Below are 18,118 nucleotides of genomic sequence, written 5' to 3' on the forward strand. Positions count from 1 at the left end.
GAGGTGGACATCGTCGTCAAGGGCCGCAACGTGGAGGTTCCCGACCACTACCGCGAGCTCGTCGAGGAGAAGATCGAATCCAAGATCGCCAAGTACCTCGCCCGTTACGACGGGGAAGCGATCGATATCGACGTCGAGCTCTATCACGAGCCCAATCCCCGCCAGGCTGACCACGCCCAGCGAGTGGAGATCACCTGCCGTCCTAAGGGGACGGTGATGCGAGCCGAGGCCTGCGCCGCGGACTTCCGCTCCGCCTTCGAACTCGCGGTGACCAAGCTCGGGCACCAGCTCCGCAAGAACACCGACCGCAAGCGCGTCCACCGCGGCGGCACCAAAGCCCCGATGTCGGTGTCCCAGGCGACCTCCAACGGCAGCAACGGCGCCGTCAACGGCACCCTGCTCGCCGAGTCCCCGGTCAGGGACGTGGCAGCCGCGCACTTCATCTCCGAGGACGTCGACCACTTCGACGGCCTCGTCGAGGACCACCTGCCGGGCCGGATCGTCCGCGAGAAGATCCACCCGGGCGAGCCGATGACCGTCGACGACGCCCTCCAGAACATGGAGCTGGTCGGCCACGACTTCTACCTGTTCCACGACAAGGAGAGCGGCCGCCCGTCGGTCGTCTACCGCCGCCGGGCCTTCGACTACGGCCTGCTGCGGCTCGACCTCTAGCCACTACGGGACCGCCGCCGCGCGGCGGTGAAGAGGGGGGACTTTCCTCTTCGGTCCGGATGTTGTTGAGGGGTGGCATCCGGACGGGACGAGGCCCCGGGCGTTGTCGCCCGGGGCCTCGATCCATGTCTGGGGGTGCGGTCAGGGGGTCCGGCTCGCTAGAGGGCCGAGCCTTCCTTCCACTCGTCGTAGGACATCACCCAGTAGCCCCAGCCGTTGTCCCACGGCATCGGGCGCGGGGACGACTCGCCCACGACCTCGACCGGGTCGCCGCGCTGCGCCATGTGGTAGAACCACTCGGCGTCGGACTCGCTGGCGTTCAGGCAGCCGTGCGAGAGGTTCGCCTCGCCGAGGCTGCCGTTCCAGGGGGCGCCGTGCACGAACTCGCCGGTGGCGTTGATGCGGGTGGCCCAGTTGACGTCCGTCGAGTAGTAGCCCTCGTCGCCCTCCTCCTTGCCGGGGGAGACCATGGTCTTCTTCTCGAACTTCTCCATCACCAGGTGCGTGCCGGTCGCGGTGTAGTACTCGTACTCGGCGCCGGAGCCGCCGCTGATCGGGATGGTGCGGGCGACCTCGCCGTCGACCTCGACGGTCATGGTGTGGGAGTCGAGGTCGGCGCGGGAGATGTTGGCCTCGCCGATCTTCAGCTGCGCGGTGTAGTCCTCGCCGCCCCACGTGTCGTCGCCCAGGAACTCGCCCTCGAAGTCCGCGGTGAAGGTCACCGTCTGGTGGCCCTCCCAGTACTCCTTGGTCCGGTAGATCACGGTGTCGTCGTCGATCCAGCGCCAGGCGCCCTCGTGGCCCTTCTCGGACTCGACGATCAGCAGCCGCTCGACGGCGGCGCGGTCGGGGGCGTCCTCGGTGAAGGTCACGATGATCGGCGCGCCCACGCCGACCTCCTCGCCCTCGGCCACCGGCGTGACGTCGGCGACCTCGAAGCCCGAGCTCTCGCGGGCCTGGGTGGTGAACTGCTGCTCGAACTCGGTGACGGTGCCGTCCGAGCTGACGGCCTTCGCGACCACGGTGTGGGTGGACCCGGCGTCCATGATGCCTTCAGAGGTCCACGAGGTGAGGTCCTCGGAGAACGCGCCCTCGATGGTCTCGGAGCGGTCGGAGGTGACGTTGACCTCTTCGAGGATGCCGTCCACGACGGAGAGCGTGAACGGAGCGGTCGGGTCCTGGTCTTCGACGGCGTCCATCGACACCGCCGGGACGATCGGCGCCGGCGTGAACGTCCCCGTCTGGGGGGCGGCGCAGGCCCCGGCCATGAGCAGCAGGGACAGCACCGCCAGTGCGCGGGCGGGCATGAGCTTCAACGGGGGTTCCTCCACAAAGCGAAGTGACTGGATCACTATAGCTTCGACGCTTGGCCCTACCGGTTGGGTTGCATGTCAATCGCTACTTAGCGAAGCCCACAGGAGCGTGTCCCGCCGCCGTCCCGCGACGGTCGGCAGACCGCCTCTCTCGACCCCTTCCAGGCGGAATCCCGCCCGCCGGAGCACGGCTTGCGACGCTGTGTTGTGAATATCAGTGCCGGCCCACACACGGTCGAGTCCGACCTCCCTGAACGCCCACTGCCGGACCAGTCGCACCGCCCGCGTCGCGTACCCGCGACCGCGCGTCTCGGGCCGCAGGTCGTAGCCGATCATGCCGGTGCCGACGACGCGCGCGACGTCGTAGAGGCCGATCGTGCCCTGGTACCCCGCGCCGTCGTCGATGACCATGAGGGCGCTGCGCCCGCGCAGCCACGCGACCGCCGCCCGCCACTCGCAGACCTCGCGGGCCTCGGCGGCGCTGGGCGGCAGCGGCAGGACCGAACCGGAGTAGACCTCGGGCCGCGACCGGTGCCGCAGGTGGGCCTCGTAGTCGTCCGGCGTCAGGGGCCGCAGCGCGATCACCTCGTCGCGCAGGGACCCGTCCGGGAGGTCGGGCAGCACGCGTGGAAACGGTCCGGGGCCGTCGCCGGGCAGCAGCCCGAGCGTCAGCGCCTCGGTGCCGTCCCAGGCCGCGCCTCGCGCCACGCCGCCCTCGATCCGGAACCCGGCCCGCAGGCCCGCCCGGATCGCGGCCTGGTCGCGCACCGGCGGCCGCGCTTCGAGGCGCTTCGCGCCGCCGGCGAAGACGTCCGGGGCGGCCGCCCGCAGCATCGCCGCGCCGAGGTGCTTGCCGCGCCGCTCGGGCGCGACCCAGAACCGCACGAACACCGTGCCGCCGTCCTGCGCGAACCCGAGCGCGCCCCAGACGGCCTCGCCCTCGGGGCCGACGGCGATCGCGTCCGGTGCGAACCCGCAGTCGACCTTCACGTCCTCAGGCGCGGGTCGCAGCGAGAACGCCGCCGACTCGACGGGCGCGAAGTCATACACGCCCTCAGCCAAGCAGGGGCGACGCCCTGCCGTCAACCATTCCCGGAAGACGATTCACATTCCGGGCGGGACTCAGGCCAGGTCCTCCCTGAGGCGGCTGCCGACCCACGAGTCGAGCCGGCCGTCGTCGCCGTGCCGCAGGCCCTTGCGCGTGCCCTCGATCGCGAACCCGGCCTTCTCGGCCACCCGCCGCGACGCGTCATTGCCGACCACCGCGCGCCATTCGATCCGCTCGAGCCCCAGCTCCTCGAAGCCCAGCTCGCACAGGCGCCGCACCGCCGCCGTCATCCAGCCCCGGCCCCGCGCCCACGGCGAGCAGAAGTAGCCGATCTCGGCCTCGCCCGGCGCGCGCAAGTTGAACTCCACCGAACCGCAGTACCGGTCGTCGGCGTCCGCGAGCACGTAGAGCACCCGCTCGCCCCGGTCCCACGCGTCCCGGCAGAACGCGAACCAGTGGTCGGCCATCGCCCGCGTGTACGGGCCCGGCACCGTCGTCCACCGCTGCACCTCGGCGTCGTCGCAGGTCGCGGCCAGGTCGTCCAGGTCCTTCTCCAGCAGCGGCCGCAGCCGCAGCCCCGCCGCACTGGTCTCCAGCTCGCCCCGCTCGGCCAGGAAGAACCCGGCCTGCCGCTTCAGGATCCCGTAGTGCTCGGGCGGGCTGTCGGGCCCGCGCACCTCGCCCGGCAGGATCCCGCCCACCCAGCAGTCGCGCGAGACGCCCCGCTGGTACACCCCGTTGCGGGCGACGCCCTCCACGGTGAACCCGGTGCGCACCGCCGCCAGGCGCGAGGCGTGGTTCCCCACGATCGCGTCCCACGCGATGCGCTTGGCGCCCAGATTGTCGAACCCGAACTGGACGGCCGCGCGGATCGCCCGCTGCGCCACACCCCGCCCACGCGCCCACGGCGCCGTTACGTACGTGATCGTCAGCTCGTACGGGAACGACTTCGTCAACGCCATCGAGCCCACGAGCCGCCCGCTCCCGTCCTCCACCGCCCAGCGCGGGTTCCCGCTCTGCCAGTGCCGCTCCTGCAGCCACACGAACCGCTCCCGCGCCGTACCCGACCACGGCAGCGGCATCACGAGGAACCGCTCGATGAGCGGGTCGGCGTAGATCCTCGCGAGATCGGCCATGTGGCGCTGCTCCCACGCGACGAGCCGCAGGCCGCCGGCGGTGAGGGTGACGGGTTCCATAGGCAACGATTGTGCCCCACCGGCGGCCATCGGGACCAGCCGCCGACTACGCGTACTATTGACCGGGAAATCCACCCGATTTGGCCGAGACGTTGCTGTGGGAGCTGATCTTCCGTGTCGTTGTTCGAGAAGGTACTGCGAGCCGGCGAGGGCCGTGCGCTCAAGCGACTCAACGCGATCGCCGATGCGGTCGACTCCTTGGAGGACGAGTACGAGGCGATGACCGACGCGGAGCTCCGCGCGCTCACCGACGAGTACAAAGAGCGTCTGAAGGACGGCGAGACCACCGACGACCTCATGCCCGAGGCGTTCGCCACCGTCCGCGAGGCCGCCAAGCGCGTCCGCGGGATGCGCCACTACCACGTGCAGCTCATGGGCGGCGCGGCCCTGCACCAGGGCAACATCGCCGAGATGAAGACCGGTGAGGGCAAGACGCTCGTCTCCACGCTCCCGGTCTACCTCAACGGCCTCACCGGCAAGGGCGTCCACCAGGTCACCGTCAACGACTACCTGGTGCGCCGCGACGCGGAGTGGATGGGCGAGATCCACCGCTTCCTCGGCCTCACCGTCGGCGTCGTCCTCCCCGGCGAGGGCGCGGAGAAGCACCGCGCGGCCTACAACTGCGACATCACGTACTCCACGAACAACGAGCTCGCGTTCGACTACCTGCGCGACAACATGACCAGCTCGGCCGAGAACCTCGTGCAGCGCGGCCACAACTTCGCCCTCGTCGACGAAGTCGACTCGATCCTCATCGACGAGGCCCGCACGCCGATCATCATCTCCGGCCCCGCCGAGCACACGCCGCGCTGGTACAAGGAGTTCGCGGAGATCGTGCGCACCATGAAGCGCGACGAGCACTACGAGGTCGACGAGGGCAAGCGCACCATCGCGATCACCGAGCTCGGCGTCGCCCGCGTCGAGGACCGCCTCGGCATCGAGAACCTGTACGACTCGGTCAACACCCCGCTCGTCGGCTACCTCAACAACGCGATCAAGGCGCACGAGCTGTTCGAGCGCAACCGCGAGTACATCGTCTCCGAGAACGACGAAGTCCTCATCGTCGACGAGTTCACCGGCCGCGTCCTGCCCGGCCGCCGCTTCAACGAGGGCATCCACCAGGCCATCGAGGCCAAGGAGAAGGTGGACATCAAGCAGGAGAACCAGACGTTCGCCACCACCACCCTCCAGAACTACTTCCGCATGTACGACAAGATCGGCGGCATCACCGGTACCGCGCAGACCGAAGCGGCGGAGTTCAACAACGTCTACGGCATGGGCGTCATCCCGATCCCCACGAACAAGCCGATGATCCGCAAGGACCAGTCCGACGTCATCTACAAGACCGAGGAAGCGAAGTTCCAGGCGGTCGTCGACGACATCGCCGAGCGCCACGAGACCGGCCAGCCGATCCTCGTCGGCACCACCTCGGTCGAGAAGTCCGAGATGCTCGGCCAGTTCCTGCGCAAGCGCGGCATCCCGCACAACGTCCTCAACGCGAAGAACCACGCGAAGGAAGCGGACATCATCGCCCAGGCGGGCCAGCGCGGCGCCGTCACCGTCGCCACCAACATGGCCGGCCGCGGCACCGACATCATGCTCGGCGGCAACCCCGAGTACCTGGCCGCCGCCGACCTGCGGGCGCGCGGCATCGACGAGGCCGACGAGGAGACCTACGCGGCCGCCTGGGAAGAGGCCCTCGCGAAGTTCGAGGAGACCACCAAGGCCGAGGCCGAGGACGTCAAGGACGCGGGCGGCCTGTACGTGCTGGGGACCGAGCGCCACGAGTCGCGGCGCATCGACAACCAGCTGCGCGGCCGCGCCGGCCGCCAGGGCGACCCGGGCGAGTCGCGGTTCTACCTCTCGCTCTCCGACGACCTCATGAAGCGGTTCAACGCCGATGCGGTGCGCGCCATGATGAACCGGCTGCGCGTCCCCGACGACGTCCCGATCATCTCCAAGATGGTGTCGCGCCAGATCGAGTCGGCGCAGTCGCAGATCGAAGGCCACAACGGCGAGATCCGCAAGAACGTCCTCAAGTACGACGAGGTCATGAACAACCAGCGCACCGTCATCTACGACGAGCGGCGCAAGGTGCTCAACGGCGAGGACGTCTCCGAGCAGATCGGGCACTTCATCGACGACACGCTCGAGGCCTACGTCGCGGGAGCCACCAGCGACGGCTACGCCGAGGACTGGGACCTGGACGAGCTGTGGAGCGCGTTCAAGCAGCTCTACCCGATCCAGATCTCCCACAAGGAGCTCGTGAAGAAGGCCGGCGGCCTGTCCGAACTGGACGCCGAGACCCTGCTCGCCGCGGTGAAGGAGGACGCGCACGCCGTCTACGCCACCCGCGAGGAGGAGTTCGGCGAGGAGGTCCTGCGCAAGCTCGAGCGCCGCGTCCTGCTGCAGACGATCGACCGCAAGTGGCGCGAGCACCTGTACGAGGTGGACTACCTCAAGCAGGGCATCAGCCTGCGGGCGTACGCGCAGCGCGACCCGGTCATCGAGTACCAGCGCGAGGCCTTCGACATGTTCCAGACCATGCTCGACGGCATCAAGGAGGAGTCGGTCCGGTTCCTCATGAACGCCGAGTTGAAGCAGAAGACCGAGGGCACGGCCGAGCCCGAGGCCCAGATCCGGGGACTGGAGCCGCTGCGCAAGCCGGAGATGCTGGTGCAGTCGGCGCCGTCGATCGACTCGGCCTCCGGGGTGGAGCAGCAGACGACGACCGAGGACGGCTCGGTGTTCAAGCGCCCGCCGAAGCCGGTCCCCGGCCAGAAGCGCGCCGTGAAGCGCACGCCGGGCGCGGGCTCGAAGGGCGCGGCGAAGGTCGCCCCGAAGTCGGCCCGCTCGGCCGGTCCGCGCAAGGCGTCGACCGCGCCTCCCGCGAAGCAGGCGAACCCGCAGCAGCGCCAGTCCGAGAAGGTCGGGCCGAACGAGCCCTGCCCGTGCGGTTCGGGCAAGAAGTACAAGCGCTGCCACGGGGCCCCCGGCGGAGCCGCAAACTAAGGGCATGACCCGTATTTACGTGCCCGCGAACGCGGAGATGCTGGCTCACCTCGCCCTTCACGGCGAGGTGAAGCCGGTCCTCGACGTCCACACGGTGACGTCCTGGCTGGAGCGCGAGGCGCCCGGCGCGGACGTGGAGGACCTGGAGTACACGGCGTTCGCCGATGCGGCGCTGGCCTCGGTCGCGCTACTCGTCGACCAGGCGCCGCGGCGGGTGGTGATCTCGGCCGACGTCCCGGACGACCTCGTGTCGGAGAAGCCGGGGGGCACGGCCGCCAGATTCGACGGCACGGTGAATCTGAAGAAAGTGGCGGCGATCCACATGGACGACGCCGCCGCGGCCGTGCAGATCGCGGCCGAGCTCGCCACCGGCGAGCCCGACCTCGAGCTGATCGAGTCGAACGTGCTCGACTGGTACGCCCCTTCGGAGCTTCAGGAACTCTTGGCGGCCTTGGCCTTAGGGGCCTTCGGCAGCAGCAGCCCGAAGGCGAGGACCGCGCAGAGCGCGCCCGCGAACATCGCGGTCATCGAGCCGTTGTACTGCCACTGGAAGCTGAGCGCGAGGAACGCGGTGTCGAGCGGCGAGACTTCGTCGAGGCCCACATTGAGGAGCACTTCGACGCCGATCTGGGCGATCACGGTGGCCGCCAGCCAGATCGCGCCCGGGGTCGCCCCGGCGACGAGGTGGCCGAGGAGCTTCACGCCCGCTTTCTTCTTGCGCAGGTAGAGGAATGCGCAGACGCCGCAGGCGAGCCCGGCGATGAACGGGAGGGCGCGGCCGAGCGCGCCGTACTGGTCGAGCGGGTCGGAGAACAGGCTCACCGAGGTGGCCGCCTCGAACAGGCCGCGCGCGAACATGAAGACCAGGAGCAGCAGGGTGGCGCTGAGCCCGGCGACGACGGTGGTGCCGCGCTTCGGCAGAGCGAACAGGCCGCCGATGATCGCGGACCCGAACAGGACGAGTGCCAGGACCAGCGCGATCGAGGCGTCCACGGCGAAGCTCGCATATGCGACCGCGCCGACGGCGAGGCCGACCACGGTGAACCCGAGCGCGGTGAGCGCCCGCTGCGGGCCCCTGAGCAGACGCGGGGTCACGACGCCGGCGACGGCGCCCGCGAACGCGGCCACGATGATGGGGCTGAAGAGGCTGTTGGCCAGGAGCATGACGCCGGTGTCGTCGAGCCCGTCGGCCATGCCGGTGAGCTGGTAGAGCGAGAAGACGACCCCGGCGAGCGAGAGCACCGCCGCGACGCCGAGCACCCACAGCGCGACGCGCCCCGGCCGTGCCGCGGGCGGGGCCTCCGCGCGCCGCCCGGTCTCCTGCTCCTGCGCCTGTGCTTCCTGCGTTTCAGTCACCAGCCCAGAGTACGTATCGCCGTTCGGGCGGCTGCATCACACCAGGGCCTTCCTTTCTTGGCATCGCACCAGGTCGCAGCCCTCGATCTGTGCGAGGATGGCGGCAGGGCATCGCACCTTGTAGCCTCTTGATCAAAGACTTATCATCGAAACAGCCATCGATTCGACGGGAGGGCGCGATGGACGCCTTGTTTACGGTTCCCACTCCGGAGAACGAACCGGTCAATACGTACGCACCGGGCACCCCTGAGCGCGAAAGCCTCCAGAAGACCCTCGCCGAACTCGCGGGCACCCAGCTCGACCTCGACCTCAACATCTCCGGCGAGTGGCGGCGCGGCACCGGCGCCGAGATCAAGGTCGTGCAGCCCCACAACCGCGCCCACGTCCTCGGCACCACCCGCGAGGCCACCGCCGCCGAATGGGCCGACGCCGTCGCCGCCGCCAAGGCCGCCCGCCACGACTGGATCCGCACCGACTTCGCCGACCGCGCCGCGATCTTCCTGCGCGCCGCCGAACTCATCGCCGGCCCCTACCGCGACGTCCTCAACGGCGCGACCATGCTCGGCCAGTCCAAGACCGCCGCGCAGGCCGAGATCGACGCCGCGTGCGAGCTCATCGACTTCCTGCGCTTCAACGTCAGCTTCGCCGAAGGCATCTACCGGCAGCAGCCGAACTCCTCCAGGGGCCTGTGGAACCGCACCGACCACCGGCCGCTCGACGGGTTCGTCCTCGCCATCACGCCCTTCAACTTCACCGCGATCGCCGGCAACCTCCCCACGGCCCCGGCCCTCATGGGCAACACGGTCGTCTGGAAGCCCTCGCCGACCCAGCAGTTCGCCGCCCACTTCGTCATGAAGGTCCTCCTCGAGGCCGGCCTCCCGCACGGCGTCATCAACATGGTCACCGGCGTCGGCGCCAACAGCGAGACCGCGCTCCTCGACCCCGACCTCGGCGGCATCCACTTCACCGGCTCCACCAAGACCTTCCAGCACCTGTGGCAGACGGTGGGCCGGAACATCGCCGGGTATCGCACCTACCCGCGCCTCGTCGGCGAGACCGGCGGCAAGGACTTCATCGTCGCCCACCCGAGCGCCGACCTCCAGGCGCTCGCCGTCGCCATGGTCCGCGGTGCGTACGAGTACCAGGGCCAGAAGTGCTCGGCGCTCTCGCGCACCTACGTGCCCGCCTCGCTGTGGCGCGGCGGCCTCAAGGACGCCGTCGTCGGCATGACCGGGGACATCGCCTACGGCGACGTCACCGACTTCGCCAACTTCGGCGGCGCCGTCATCGACGACCGCGCCTTCGCCAAGCACGCCGCGCTCTTCGAACGCCTCCAAGGGGACGCGAAGGCCACCGTCGTCACCGGCGGTTCGGCCGACGACTCGCAGGGCTACTTCGTCCAGCCCACGCTCATCGAGTCCACCGACCCGACCCACGAGCTGTTCACCGACGAGTACTTCGGGCCGATCAACGGCGTCTACGTCTACGACGACGCCGACTTCGACACAGTCGTCCGCCAGGCCGCCGACATCGCCCCCTACGCCCTGACGGGCGCGGTCTTCGCCACCGACCGGGCCGCCATCGCCCGCGCCAGCGAGGAACTGCGCTTCGCCGCCGGCAACTACTACATCAACGACAAGCCCACCGGCGCCGTCGTCGGCCAGCAGCCCTTCGGCGGCTCCCGCGGCTCCGGCACCAACGACAAGGCCGGCTCCTGGCAGAACCTGGTCCGCTGGGTCAGCCCCCGCTCCATCAAGGAGAACTTCCTGCCGCCCACGGACTACCGCTATCCGCACCAGGGATAGCTCCTGGCCTAAAGGGGGCCCGGACCGGGAGGTCCGGGCCCTTCTATGCTTGGACGATGACGAAGCGTGAGCACCCGCTCAAGGGCGAGTTCGACACTGCAACGGCCCGTTGGGAACGCACCACCCACGAGGACGGCACGCCCGCCGCGCTCGAGATCGGCTACGCCGACAACGGTCTGGTCGCCCTCCGCATGGCCGAAGACCCCGAAGGCGACATCCTCATCTACACCCCGTCCGAATGGGAGGCCTTCGTCGAAGGCGTCCGCGACGGCGAGTTCGACATCGAGACCTGGGACGACGAACCCATCGTCGAGATCATCGAAGACGACGAGGAAGACGCTCCGGCGAACAAGTAAGCCCCGCAAGCACGCGCGGCCGCGCCGACGCTCCCTGTCGGCGCGGCCGTCCGCGTTCCCGGACCTTCTGCGCATCGCCGGAACGTGCCAACCTGAATTTCTCGGGAATCTCTTGTATCCGATCGGACTCGGCGGTCTCTTCCCTGGTGAAAGTCGCGATATGCGCCAGCCCGTGGCGTTCGCGGCATTCCGGGCCTGAATGCCTCCCGACCTATCGGCGCCACGCGAGAACCCTGCGCATGGCGATGGGCGGGGAGAATGGATCGCGAAGGATCCCCCTCCTCACCGGACAACCGCATAGACCCCCGAGACCAGCAGAGGAGCTCCCATGCGATTGGTGTTCGCCGATAACGAACCCCATCTGAAGCCCAACCCCCGCCGCGACCACATGAGCGGCGTCCCCGAACTCTCCTACGCGACCCTGGACCGCCACGGCGGCCGCGTCCTTGCCCCGGGACAGGTCATGCGCACTGCGGGCCACTCGGCACCGATCGGCACGATCTACCGGTACGACCGCTTGCTCGTCGACGAGTCGGTCATCCGCGACAGTGAGGCCCGCGAAAGGCTCGAAGAGGCGATCCGCCCCACTGGAATGCAGATGGAGAGCCAGGCCGCGAGCACGATTGTGCCCGGGCAGGGCGCATACCGAGTCCCGGTGCTTTCCATGCACGGGGATCAGGCCGGTGTCGACGCCTGGTCGCTGCTCCAACGACTTCGCACCGACACTGGTGAGCAGAGCCTCCCGGGCGCGCTGCTCGACAAGGTTCGCCTTGAACACCTGATGATCTGCGCCAAGAGCGGCGGCGGCGGCATCGGCAGTGGCGAGCCGCCCATCGGCGGTGGACATCCGCACCCGCTCGGCCGCATCCCTGTCGACATGGTCAACCCCATGCCCGTCCGTCAAAAGTTGGACCGGCGCTTGCGCGTCGCGGTCCTGGACACCGGTGTCCCCGTACGCCACCCCGCGTTCGACGTCTCGGACCGCACTGAACACGACGACACCTTCGTAGTGGTCGACCACGCCTTCCAGGCGAAACTCGGCGATCACTCCGATTCGCCCGCGATCCCGCTCGACGATCCCTGGGAAGGCCCGGTCCACGAGCCGACCCTCATCGGCGAGGTCGCCAGCCACTTCGGCCACGGCACCTTCATTACCGGGCTGCTTCGGCAGATGTCGCCCGACGTGCAGGTCTATTCGCTGCGCGTCGTCCACAACGACGGCATGGCGTACGAGCACGAGGTCATCGCGGCCATACACCATGTCGCAGACCAAGTCGAGGCGGCGCGAAACGGCGACCGCGAGGCGTTCGGCGTCGATCTGGTAGTCCTGGCAATGGGCTACGTAGACGAGAACCCGGAGGACCAGCCCGGCGGCTGGATCGGGGATGCCGTGCAACGCCTCGCGACACTCGGTGTCCCAGTGGTCGCCGCCGCGGGGAACCAGTCGTCGGACCGCCCCTTCTATCCCGCGGCGTTCGCGGCGCACCCGAGGGCGGAGGACACCGCACCGATCCTGAGCGTCGGCGCGCTCAACCCCAACCGCAAGATCGCGATGTTCTCCAATGAAGGCCCTTGGGTCTCGTGCTACGCCACCGGGGCCGGGTTGGTCAGCACGTACCCCTGCGAGGCTTTGGGCTCGCGAATGCCTGAACGCCGAGCCATGTCCACGATTCTCAACCGCCACAGGGAAAGCCACGACCCTGACGACTTCTCTGCCGGGTACGCCGTCTGGAGCGGGACTTCATTCGCGGCGCCGATCGCGGCTTCGTTCCTCGTGAACGCGATGTCGGAGTCCGAGCTCAGCGAGGTCGGCAGTGCCGCCCAATCGTCAGCGCGTGCGCACGAAGCGTTGAAGCGGTTGAAGAAGCAGCTAGCCTGAGTCCATGAACGCGATTTCGGCTCACCCGGTGGACACCGTCGACTATGACAGGCGCGCGCGGCTCTACCTCGCCGCGCGCGCCGGCGACGGCATCGCGCAGCGGGCCCTCGTCACGGAGCTCAACGAGGTCCTGTGGCGCGCGGCCCGTCGCACCGGACTGGACCGTGAACGCGCCGCTGATGTTGTGCAGACCGCATGGCTTCGGTTGTGGCACATCGAAAAAGAACTGGAACATCCTCGCGCGCTGACCAAGTGGCTGCTCACCACCGTCAGCCGCGAGGCCTGGAAGCAGATCGGGCACATGCGGCGCGAAGTCATAGCCGACCCGATCGAGATCCAGGAGGAAGGGACCCTCGAAAGCGCCGAGGACGGACTCGTCCGCGTCGCTGAACGAGAGGCCGTGCGCCGCGCCTTCCTCGCCCAATCTGAGCGGTGCCGGCGGCTGCTCGCCTTCGTGGCGACGGTCGCCCGGCCCGACTACGACGTCATCGCCGAGGCATTGGGGATGAAAAGGGGGAGCATCGGTCCAACCCGGGGCCGCTGCTTGGACAAACTGAGGAGAACGCTCCTGGACGATCCGTCCTGGAGCGCAGGTGAGGAGCGGGATGAAAATGCGGCCTGAAGACGAGAGTCAGAGCGAATTCGAGCCATTGGACTCCTGCGATGAGCGGATCTTGTCAGTGATCAACGAACTGCATCACAGGCATGATCCGATCCCGGAGGACCTGAACGAGCGAGTCCAGTTCGTACTCGAACTGGAAGCGGAACTCGACGCGAGAGTGGCAAGGGTATCGCGCGCCGGGGAACTCGTATCCATGCGGGGCGACGCGGAACTGGCGGTCAGTCAGGGTGATCCGGCTTCGGTCACGTTCGACTGCGAGACGGTCACCGTGATGGTGACGCCGCGCCCCTCCGCGCCAGGGGGGCTTCGTCTTGACGGGTGGATCGGGCCCGAAGGCATATATGAGGTCGAACTTAGGAGCCCCGAGGGTTCGCGAAGGGCCGCAACCGATGAGTCCGGCAGATTCGCGCTCGAAGGCGTACCCGAGGGGCAGATGCTCCAACTGGTGATTCGGCCCGAACAGGCACTGCAGCGGATAGGCCTACCGGCAGTCGTCGTGACGCCCGCGGTCCGCCTGTAGCATGTGAAGAATGCTCCAGGGTGCTTGGCGATTGTTCACACGCGGTCAGCGCCTCAGCCGTCGCGGCCAAGTTGCCGAATCCGCAGGAGTTCTGGAGAAGGCCCTCGCACTCCTGAATTGGAGCGAAGAACGACTCCCGGAAGCGGGGACCGCGCAGGCACGCTTGATCGCCAAAATCCTGATGGTGATGGCATTCAACCGAGCGAGCCTCGGCGACTCGGCCGAGGGACAGCGCCTGCTTGACTTCGCCGACATCTTGGCTTTCGCGGATGATCGGGGAATTCTGCTGCATCAGCGCGCGCTGATTCTATGGCAGAGCGGTCGACTGTCCGACGCGCTGCATTGGTTCGAATTGGCCGAACCGCTACTGGCGGAATACGGACCCGACAACTTCTATGCGGCATCGTTCTACAATCGAGCCTTGGTATGGAGAGACCTGGGTGAATTGCGCAAAGGAATGGAGAGCATCCGGCGTGCGATCGAGCTCTACAACGACATCGACGTACCCGTCAACCGGGCACGGGCCATCCATATCGAGGCTCTACTCCTGCTCGATCTCGGGGAGGTCACCAAGGCGCTCAAAGCATTCGACGTGGCCAGAGATCAGTTCCGGAAGCTCGCCCCGGACCTTGAATCCTTCATCGACGCCTCCTACGCCCATGCGTTGCTCAGTGTCGGTATGTACCGGCAGGCAGCAGAGCGGTGGGAACACGCCATAGCCGCGCATCGACTCGCCGGGGACCTTCGGAATGCGGCGATCGATGAATACTGGCGGGCATTGGCCGCCTTTGAGGACAACCGATCCGAACTGGCCGACCGATGGGCCAGGCAGGCCATGGATTCGCTGTACAGCCAGGGGAACGAGCCGATGGCGTTCCTCGCCCGCCTCCTCATCCTCCAAGCGCAGTTCGATTCGGGACAGCACGGCCCGGACTTCGCGGATAAGGTGCAGCGCCTGTGCGATGCCCTGGAGCAGCGCGGTTGGACCCTCAGACTCAAGCAGGCCAAGATCCTCGCCGCTCGCGCCAAGATCAAAGCTGGAGAGTTCGACGGTGTCGAACAAGTGCTCCAGGGCGAACACGGTGGACCAGGCCACGATGCGCTGGCCGAAGAGTTGGCGCGGTATCTCGCCAAAGCTGAACTCGCGGTGGCGCAGGATCGCGACCCCCTTCCCGAACTGCTCGCCGGACTCGATCTGCTCGATGAGTACCGGATGGCCTTCGGCTCGGTCGAGTTCCAGGCGGGGGCCTCGGCCCTCGGGATCCAGCTCGCGTTCATGGGACTCGGCCATGTGGCCAGGCACAGCGGCCCAGAGGACATGCTGTGGTGGGTCGAGCGCAGCCGTGCCCAGGCGCTTCGAATTCCGCCGGTCAAGCCCAGCACCGATCCCGCGGCCCGTGAAGCGCTCGGTCAGCTTCGGCAAGCACGCCAGCGGCTCTGGGATTTGCAGGTCGAAGGCGGAGACGACGCCGAGGCGCGCAGTCGGGTCCAAGAGATCGAAGAGGAGATCCGCGCTCATGAGCGGGCGCAACCTGGCTCGGGAAAACGAGCCGACCGCATCGCGCCCGATGCCATTCAAGATCTCGCCGAGTCGCGGGACACGGTCGTGGTCAACATGTTCGAGGTCGCGAATAAGGTCTGTGCGGTGCTCGCCGGGGGCGACGGCCTCCAGTTCACGTGGATGATGCCGCTTGACGAGGCAACGGAGCTCGAACGTCGTCTGGGCGCGGACCTCGACGCGCTCGGTAGCCGCCGGAGGCTTCACCCCCGTATCCAGGCGAGCGTCGAAGGCGCGATCCGCCGAAATGCGACCGCGCTCGCCGACGGCATCTGGAAGCCGATCGCCGATTATGTCGGCGACCGGCAGGTGGTCATCGTCCCGCACAGCCAGCTCAACTGGGTGCCGTGGCCGTTGTTGCCGCCCCTTCGCGGTCGGGCCGTGACCATTTCTCCTTCGGCCGAAGCATGGTGGCGCGCGGTGCATCGAACCCGCGCCGACGGTCCTGCTCTGGTCGCGGCTGGTCCAGCGCTGTCCCTGGCCGGCGGTGAGATTGAAACGATTGCGGGCCTCTATCCGGGCGCCAACCTGATCACCGCCGATGAGTCGGATCCTGAGATGGTCCTAAAGGCGCTCGACAATGCTGCTGTCGCTCACATTGCGGCCCATGGGCATCACGAGCCTGACAATGTGCTCTTCTCCCGGCTCGACTTCGGTCTGGGTCCGCTCAACGCCTATGAGCTCCTCGGCCTCGATCAACCCCCCGGCCATGTCGTGCTCTCCTCCTGCGACCTCGGTCGGTCGACCGTCGCGGTCGGCAACGAAACGCTCGGCTTCACCGCGGCGCTCTTGCACGCCGGAACTTCGACCGTCGTCTCGAGCCTTGCGAAAGTTCCCGACGAGATGGCCGCCGAGATGATGATCGAGTACCACAAGCGCTGCGTTGCAGGTGCCAGCCCCGCTGAAGCCCTTGCGGCCGTGGGCGAGCACAGGCCGTGGCATCCGTTCGTCGCGTTCGGCGCGTGAACCGCACACCCCTGAGAAGGTCCACCCCAGATGACCGAAACCCCGCCTAAGTCAGAGCCCAAGCCCATGGTCCGCAATCCCGACTACCGGCGGATCTTCACCTCAGTCGGCGCGAGCCAGATCGGCCTCCAGGTCGCGTACTTCTCGATCTCGATCATCGCGGTCGTGGTCCTGGACCTCAGCGAGTCGCAGATCGGCATCCTGTATGCGATGGACCAGATCGCGCTGGTGATGTTCGGCCTGCTGGTCGGCGTCTGGGTGGACCGGTTGCGGGACAAGCCGATCATCGTCACCAGCGAGATCCTGCGCGCGGTGGTGATGGCGGGCGTTCCGATCGCGTGGGCGTTCGACGCCCTGACGACCGTGCACGTCTTCGCGGCGATGTTCCTGCTCGGCTTGACCTCCGTCTTCTTCGATGTGGCCCAGTCGAGTTACGTGCCGAGGCTCATCGACAACAAGCGCCTCGCGAGCGGCAATTCCCGCATCCAGGGGATCAGGTCGGCTTCCGACACCGGCGGACCCCTCGCTGCTGGTCCGCTGGTTTCGCTCCTGACCGCGCCGGTCGCGATCGTCGTGGCGGTGGTGTCGTTCGCCGTCTCCGCGTTCTCGGTCGCGCGCATCAAGTTCCAGGAAGAAGAGCCGGAGCGGCCCGAGAAGCCGCACCTGGGCAGTGAGATCGTCCAAGGGGTCAAGTTCATCTTCCGCGACGCAGTCCTGCGGAGCATCCTGCTCGTGAGCTGCTGGTGCAACCTCTCCGTCGGCGCGTTCCAGGCGATGCTCATGGTGTTCCTCATCCGCGAAGCCGACCAATCCAGCGAGGTCGCCGGGTTCGTGCTCGCGGGTTCGGGTGTCGGCGGGGTGCTCGGTGCGATGCTGGTCGGCCGCATCTCGACGAAAGCAGGTGTCGGCCCGACTGCGATTGCGGCGCTGGCGATCTCGGGTCCCGGCATGGCGATCGTCGCAGCTTCCGGTCCCGGCTGGGGCGCGGCGGTGGCCTTCTTCGGGCAGGTGGTCTACGTGGCGGCGATCGTCGTATTCAACGTGAACGTCATCAGCTACCGGCAGGCGGTCACCCCGGACGACATGCAGGGCCGCGTCGGCGCGACGCAGCGCGTGATCTGCTGGGCGGGGCTCGCGGTCGGTTCGATCGTCGGCGGTCTCACCGGTGAGCTGCTGAGCGCCCGCGCCGCGCTTCTGATAGCGGCCGCGATGCTCTTCGCCGGGACGCTCCCGCTCCTGTGGACGCCGCTGCGGAAGCTCCGCGAGATCCCCGACGAAGACACCCTCAATGCGAAGCCCGCATGACCGGCATTCCGGCCGAAGCGCGAGTCGTTGCCGCCCAGTAGATTCCAGAGGATGAACGAAACCTGGGACCCGGACGCCCCTGGCGTCCTCCGCCTGCCCTCCGGCCGCCTCGTCCGCGGGCGCGGCCTCGCCCGGCCGCTCCCCGAAGGCCCGACGCCCGACTTCGCGCTCTACCTCCTAGGCAAGGAGCCGCCGGCCGTCGACTGGGAAGCCGAGTGGGTCCGCTGGCCCGACTTCCGCCTCCCCAGCGACAAGGCCGACTTCGCCGCGAAACTCCGCACCGCGTGGACCCGCGCCGAGACCGAACGCGTCGAGTTCGCCTGCCACGGCGGCAACGGCCGCACCGGCACCGCCCTCGCCTGCCTCGCGATCCTCGACGGCGTCCCGGCTGCCGAAGCGGTCGCCTACGTCCGCGCCCACTACGCCAAGAAGGCAGTGGAGACCCCCTGGCAATCCCGCTTCGTGGCCCGCTTTTCATAGCGACCCCGCCAGCGGCCGACGCGTCGCTGC

Annotated in this window: 14 protein-coding genes and 1 pseudogene; 11 read left to right on the forward strand and 4 right to left on the reverse strand. The window is 68.2% G+C overall.

What is annotated here, in order from left to right; translation table 11 throughout:
• Positions 1-3 precede the first annotated feature (3 nt).
• Positions 4-672, forward strand: coding sequence for a ribosome hibernation-promoting factor, HPF/YfiA family (hpf, locus tag J5V16_RS14320; RefSeq protein WP_208497028.1), 669 nt, complete (start codon positions 4-6; stop codon positions 670-672).
• A gap of 158 nt (positions 673-830) precedes the next feature.
• On the opposite strand, the gene J5V16_RS14325 is transcribed toward hpf, so the two are convergent.
• The 3 genes from J5V16_RS14325 to J5V16_RS14335 form a co-directional block, all read right to left on the reverse strand.
• Positions 831-1,979 carry a L,D-transpeptidase gene (locus tag J5V16_RS14325; RefSeq protein ID WP_243901262.1) on the reverse strand — a complete coding sequence of 383 codons (1,149 nt, stop codon included), beginning with the start codon at positions 1,977-1,979 and terminating at the stop codon, positions 831-833.
• An 84-nt stretch (positions 1,980-2,063) separates the two neighbouring features.
• Positions 2,064-3,035, reverse strand: coding sequence for a GNAT family N-acetyltransferase (locus J5V16_RS14330; protein WP_208497030.1), 972 nt, complete (start codon positions 3,033-3,035; stop codon positions 2,064-2,066).
• Positions 3,036-3,107: 72 nt separating this feature from the next.
• A complete protein-coding gene (locus J5V16_RS14335; RefSeq protein ID WP_208497031.1) occupies positions 3,108-4,229 on the reverse strand; it encodes a GNAT family N-acetyltransferase in 1,122 nt (373 codons plus the stop codon).
• A gap of 114 nt (positions 4,230-4,343) precedes the next feature.
• Here J5V16_RS14335 and secA point away from each other — a divergent pair, with 114 nt between their 5' ends.
• Complete coding sequence (secA, locus tag J5V16_RS14340; RefSeq protein WP_208497032.1) at positions 4,344-7,241, forward strand: preprotein translocase subunit SecA; 2,898 nt, start codon at positions 4,344-4,346, stop codon at positions 7,239-7,241.
• Between the two features lie 37 nt (positions 7,242-7,278).
• A pseudogene (locus J5V16_RS25740) lies at positions 7,279-7,626 on the forward strand (DUF6912 family protein); the annotation flags it as partial.
• A gap of 47 nt (positions 7,627-7,673) precedes the next feature.
• On the opposite strand, the gene J5V16_RS14350 reads toward J5V16_RS25740, so the two are convergent.
• A complete protein-coding gene (locus J5V16_RS14350; RefSeq protein WP_208497034.1) occupies positions 7,674-8,597 on the reverse strand; it encodes a hypothetical protein in 924 nt (307 codons plus the stop codon).
• Positions 8,598-8,776: 179 nt separating this feature from the next.
• On the opposite strand from J5V16_RS14350, the gene pruA reads away from it, so the two are divergent.
• From pruA to J5V16_RS14390, 8 genes are all read left to right on the forward strand, one after another.
• A complete protein-coding gene (pruA, locus tag J5V16_RS14355) occupies positions 8,777-10,402 on the forward strand; it encodes an L-glutamate gamma-semialdehyde dehydrogenase (protein WP_208497035.1) in 1,626 nt (541 codons plus the stop codon).
• 56 nt (positions 10,403-10,458) lie between these two features.
• Positions 10,459-10,758, forward strand: coding sequence for a DUF397 domain-containing protein (locus J5V16_RS14360; RefSeq protein WP_208497036.1), 300 nt, complete (start codon positions 10,459-10,461; stop codon positions 10,756-10,758).
• Between the two features lie 328 nt (positions 10,759-11,086).
• Positions 11,087-12,637 carry a S8 family peptidase gene (locus J5V16_RS14365; RefSeq protein ID WP_208497037.1) on the forward strand — a complete coding sequence of 517 codons (1,551 nt, stop codon included), beginning with the start codon at positions 11,087-11,089 and terminating at the stop codon, positions 12,635-12,637.
• Between the two features lie 4 nt (positions 12,638-12,641).
• Positions 12,642-13,259 carry an RNA polymerase sigma factor gene (locus J5V16_RS14370; RefSeq protein WP_208497038.1) on the forward strand — a complete coding sequence of 206 codons (618 nt, stop codon included), beginning with the start codon at positions 12,642-12,644 and terminating at the stop codon, positions 13,257-13,259.
• Between the two features lie 58 nt (positions 13,260-13,317).
• Complete coding sequence (locus J5V16_RS14375) at positions 13,318-13,779, forward strand: hypothetical protein (protein ID WP_208497039.1); 462 nt, start codon at positions 13,318-13,320, stop codon at positions 13,777-13,779.
• Between the two features lie 163 nt (positions 13,780-13,942).
• Entirely contained in the window at positions 13,943-16,303 is a 2,361-nt protein-coding gene (locus J5V16_RS14380) for a CHAT domain-containing protein (RefSeq protein WP_208497040.1), read from the forward strand.
• A gap of 66 nt (positions 16,304-16,369) precedes the next feature.
• Entirely contained in the window at positions 16,370-17,608 is a 1,239-nt protein-coding gene (locus tag J5V16_RS14385; protein WP_208497041.1) for an MFS transporter, read from the forward strand.
• A gap of 51 nt (positions 17,609-17,659) precedes the next feature.
• A complete protein-coding gene (locus J5V16_RS14390; RefSeq protein WP_208497042.1) occupies positions 17,660-18,088 on the forward strand; it encodes a protein-tyrosine phosphatase family protein in 429 nt (142 codons plus the stop codon).
• Positions 18,089-18,118: the final 30 nt, after the last annotated feature.

The sequence above is a fragment of the Glycomyces niveus genome, assembly GCF_017592475.1.
Lineage (GTDB): Bacteria > Actinomycetota > Actinomycetes > Mycobacteriales > Micromonosporaceae > Glycomyces > Glycomyces niveus.

Coding starts and splice junctions, on each gene's coding strand:
- J5V16_RS14325 (WP_243901262.1), bottom strand. CDS start 1,979: ATGCCCGCCCGCGCACTGGCGGTGCTGTCCCTGCTGCTCATGGCCGGG.
- J5V16_RS14385 (WP_208497041.1), top strand. CDS start 16,370: ATGGTCCGCAATCCCGACTACCGGCGGATCTTCACCTCAGTCGGCGCG.
- pruA (WP_208497035.1), top strand. CDS start 8,777: ATGGACGCCTTGTTTACGGTTCCCACTCCGGAGAACGAACCGGTCAAT.
- J5V16_RS14390 (WP_208497042.1), top strand. CDS start 17,660: ATGAACGAAACCTGGGACCCGGACGCCCCTGGCGTCCTCCGCCTGCCC.
- J5V16_RS14365 (WP_208497037.1), top strand. CDS start 11,087: ATGCGATTGGTGTTCGCCGATAACGAACCCCATCTGAAGCCCAACCCC.
- J5V16_RS14360 (WP_208497036.1), top strand. CDS start 10,459: ATGACGAAGCGTGAGCACCCGCTCAAGGGCGAGTTCGACACTGCAACG.
- J5V16_RS14335 (WP_208497031.1), bottom strand. CDS start 4,229: ATGGAACCCGTCACCCTCACCGCCGGCGGCCTGCGGCTCGTCGCGTGG.
- J5V16_RS14370 (WP_208497038.1), top strand. CDS start 12,642: ATGAACGCGATTTCGGCTCACCCGGTGGACACCGTCGACTATGACAGG.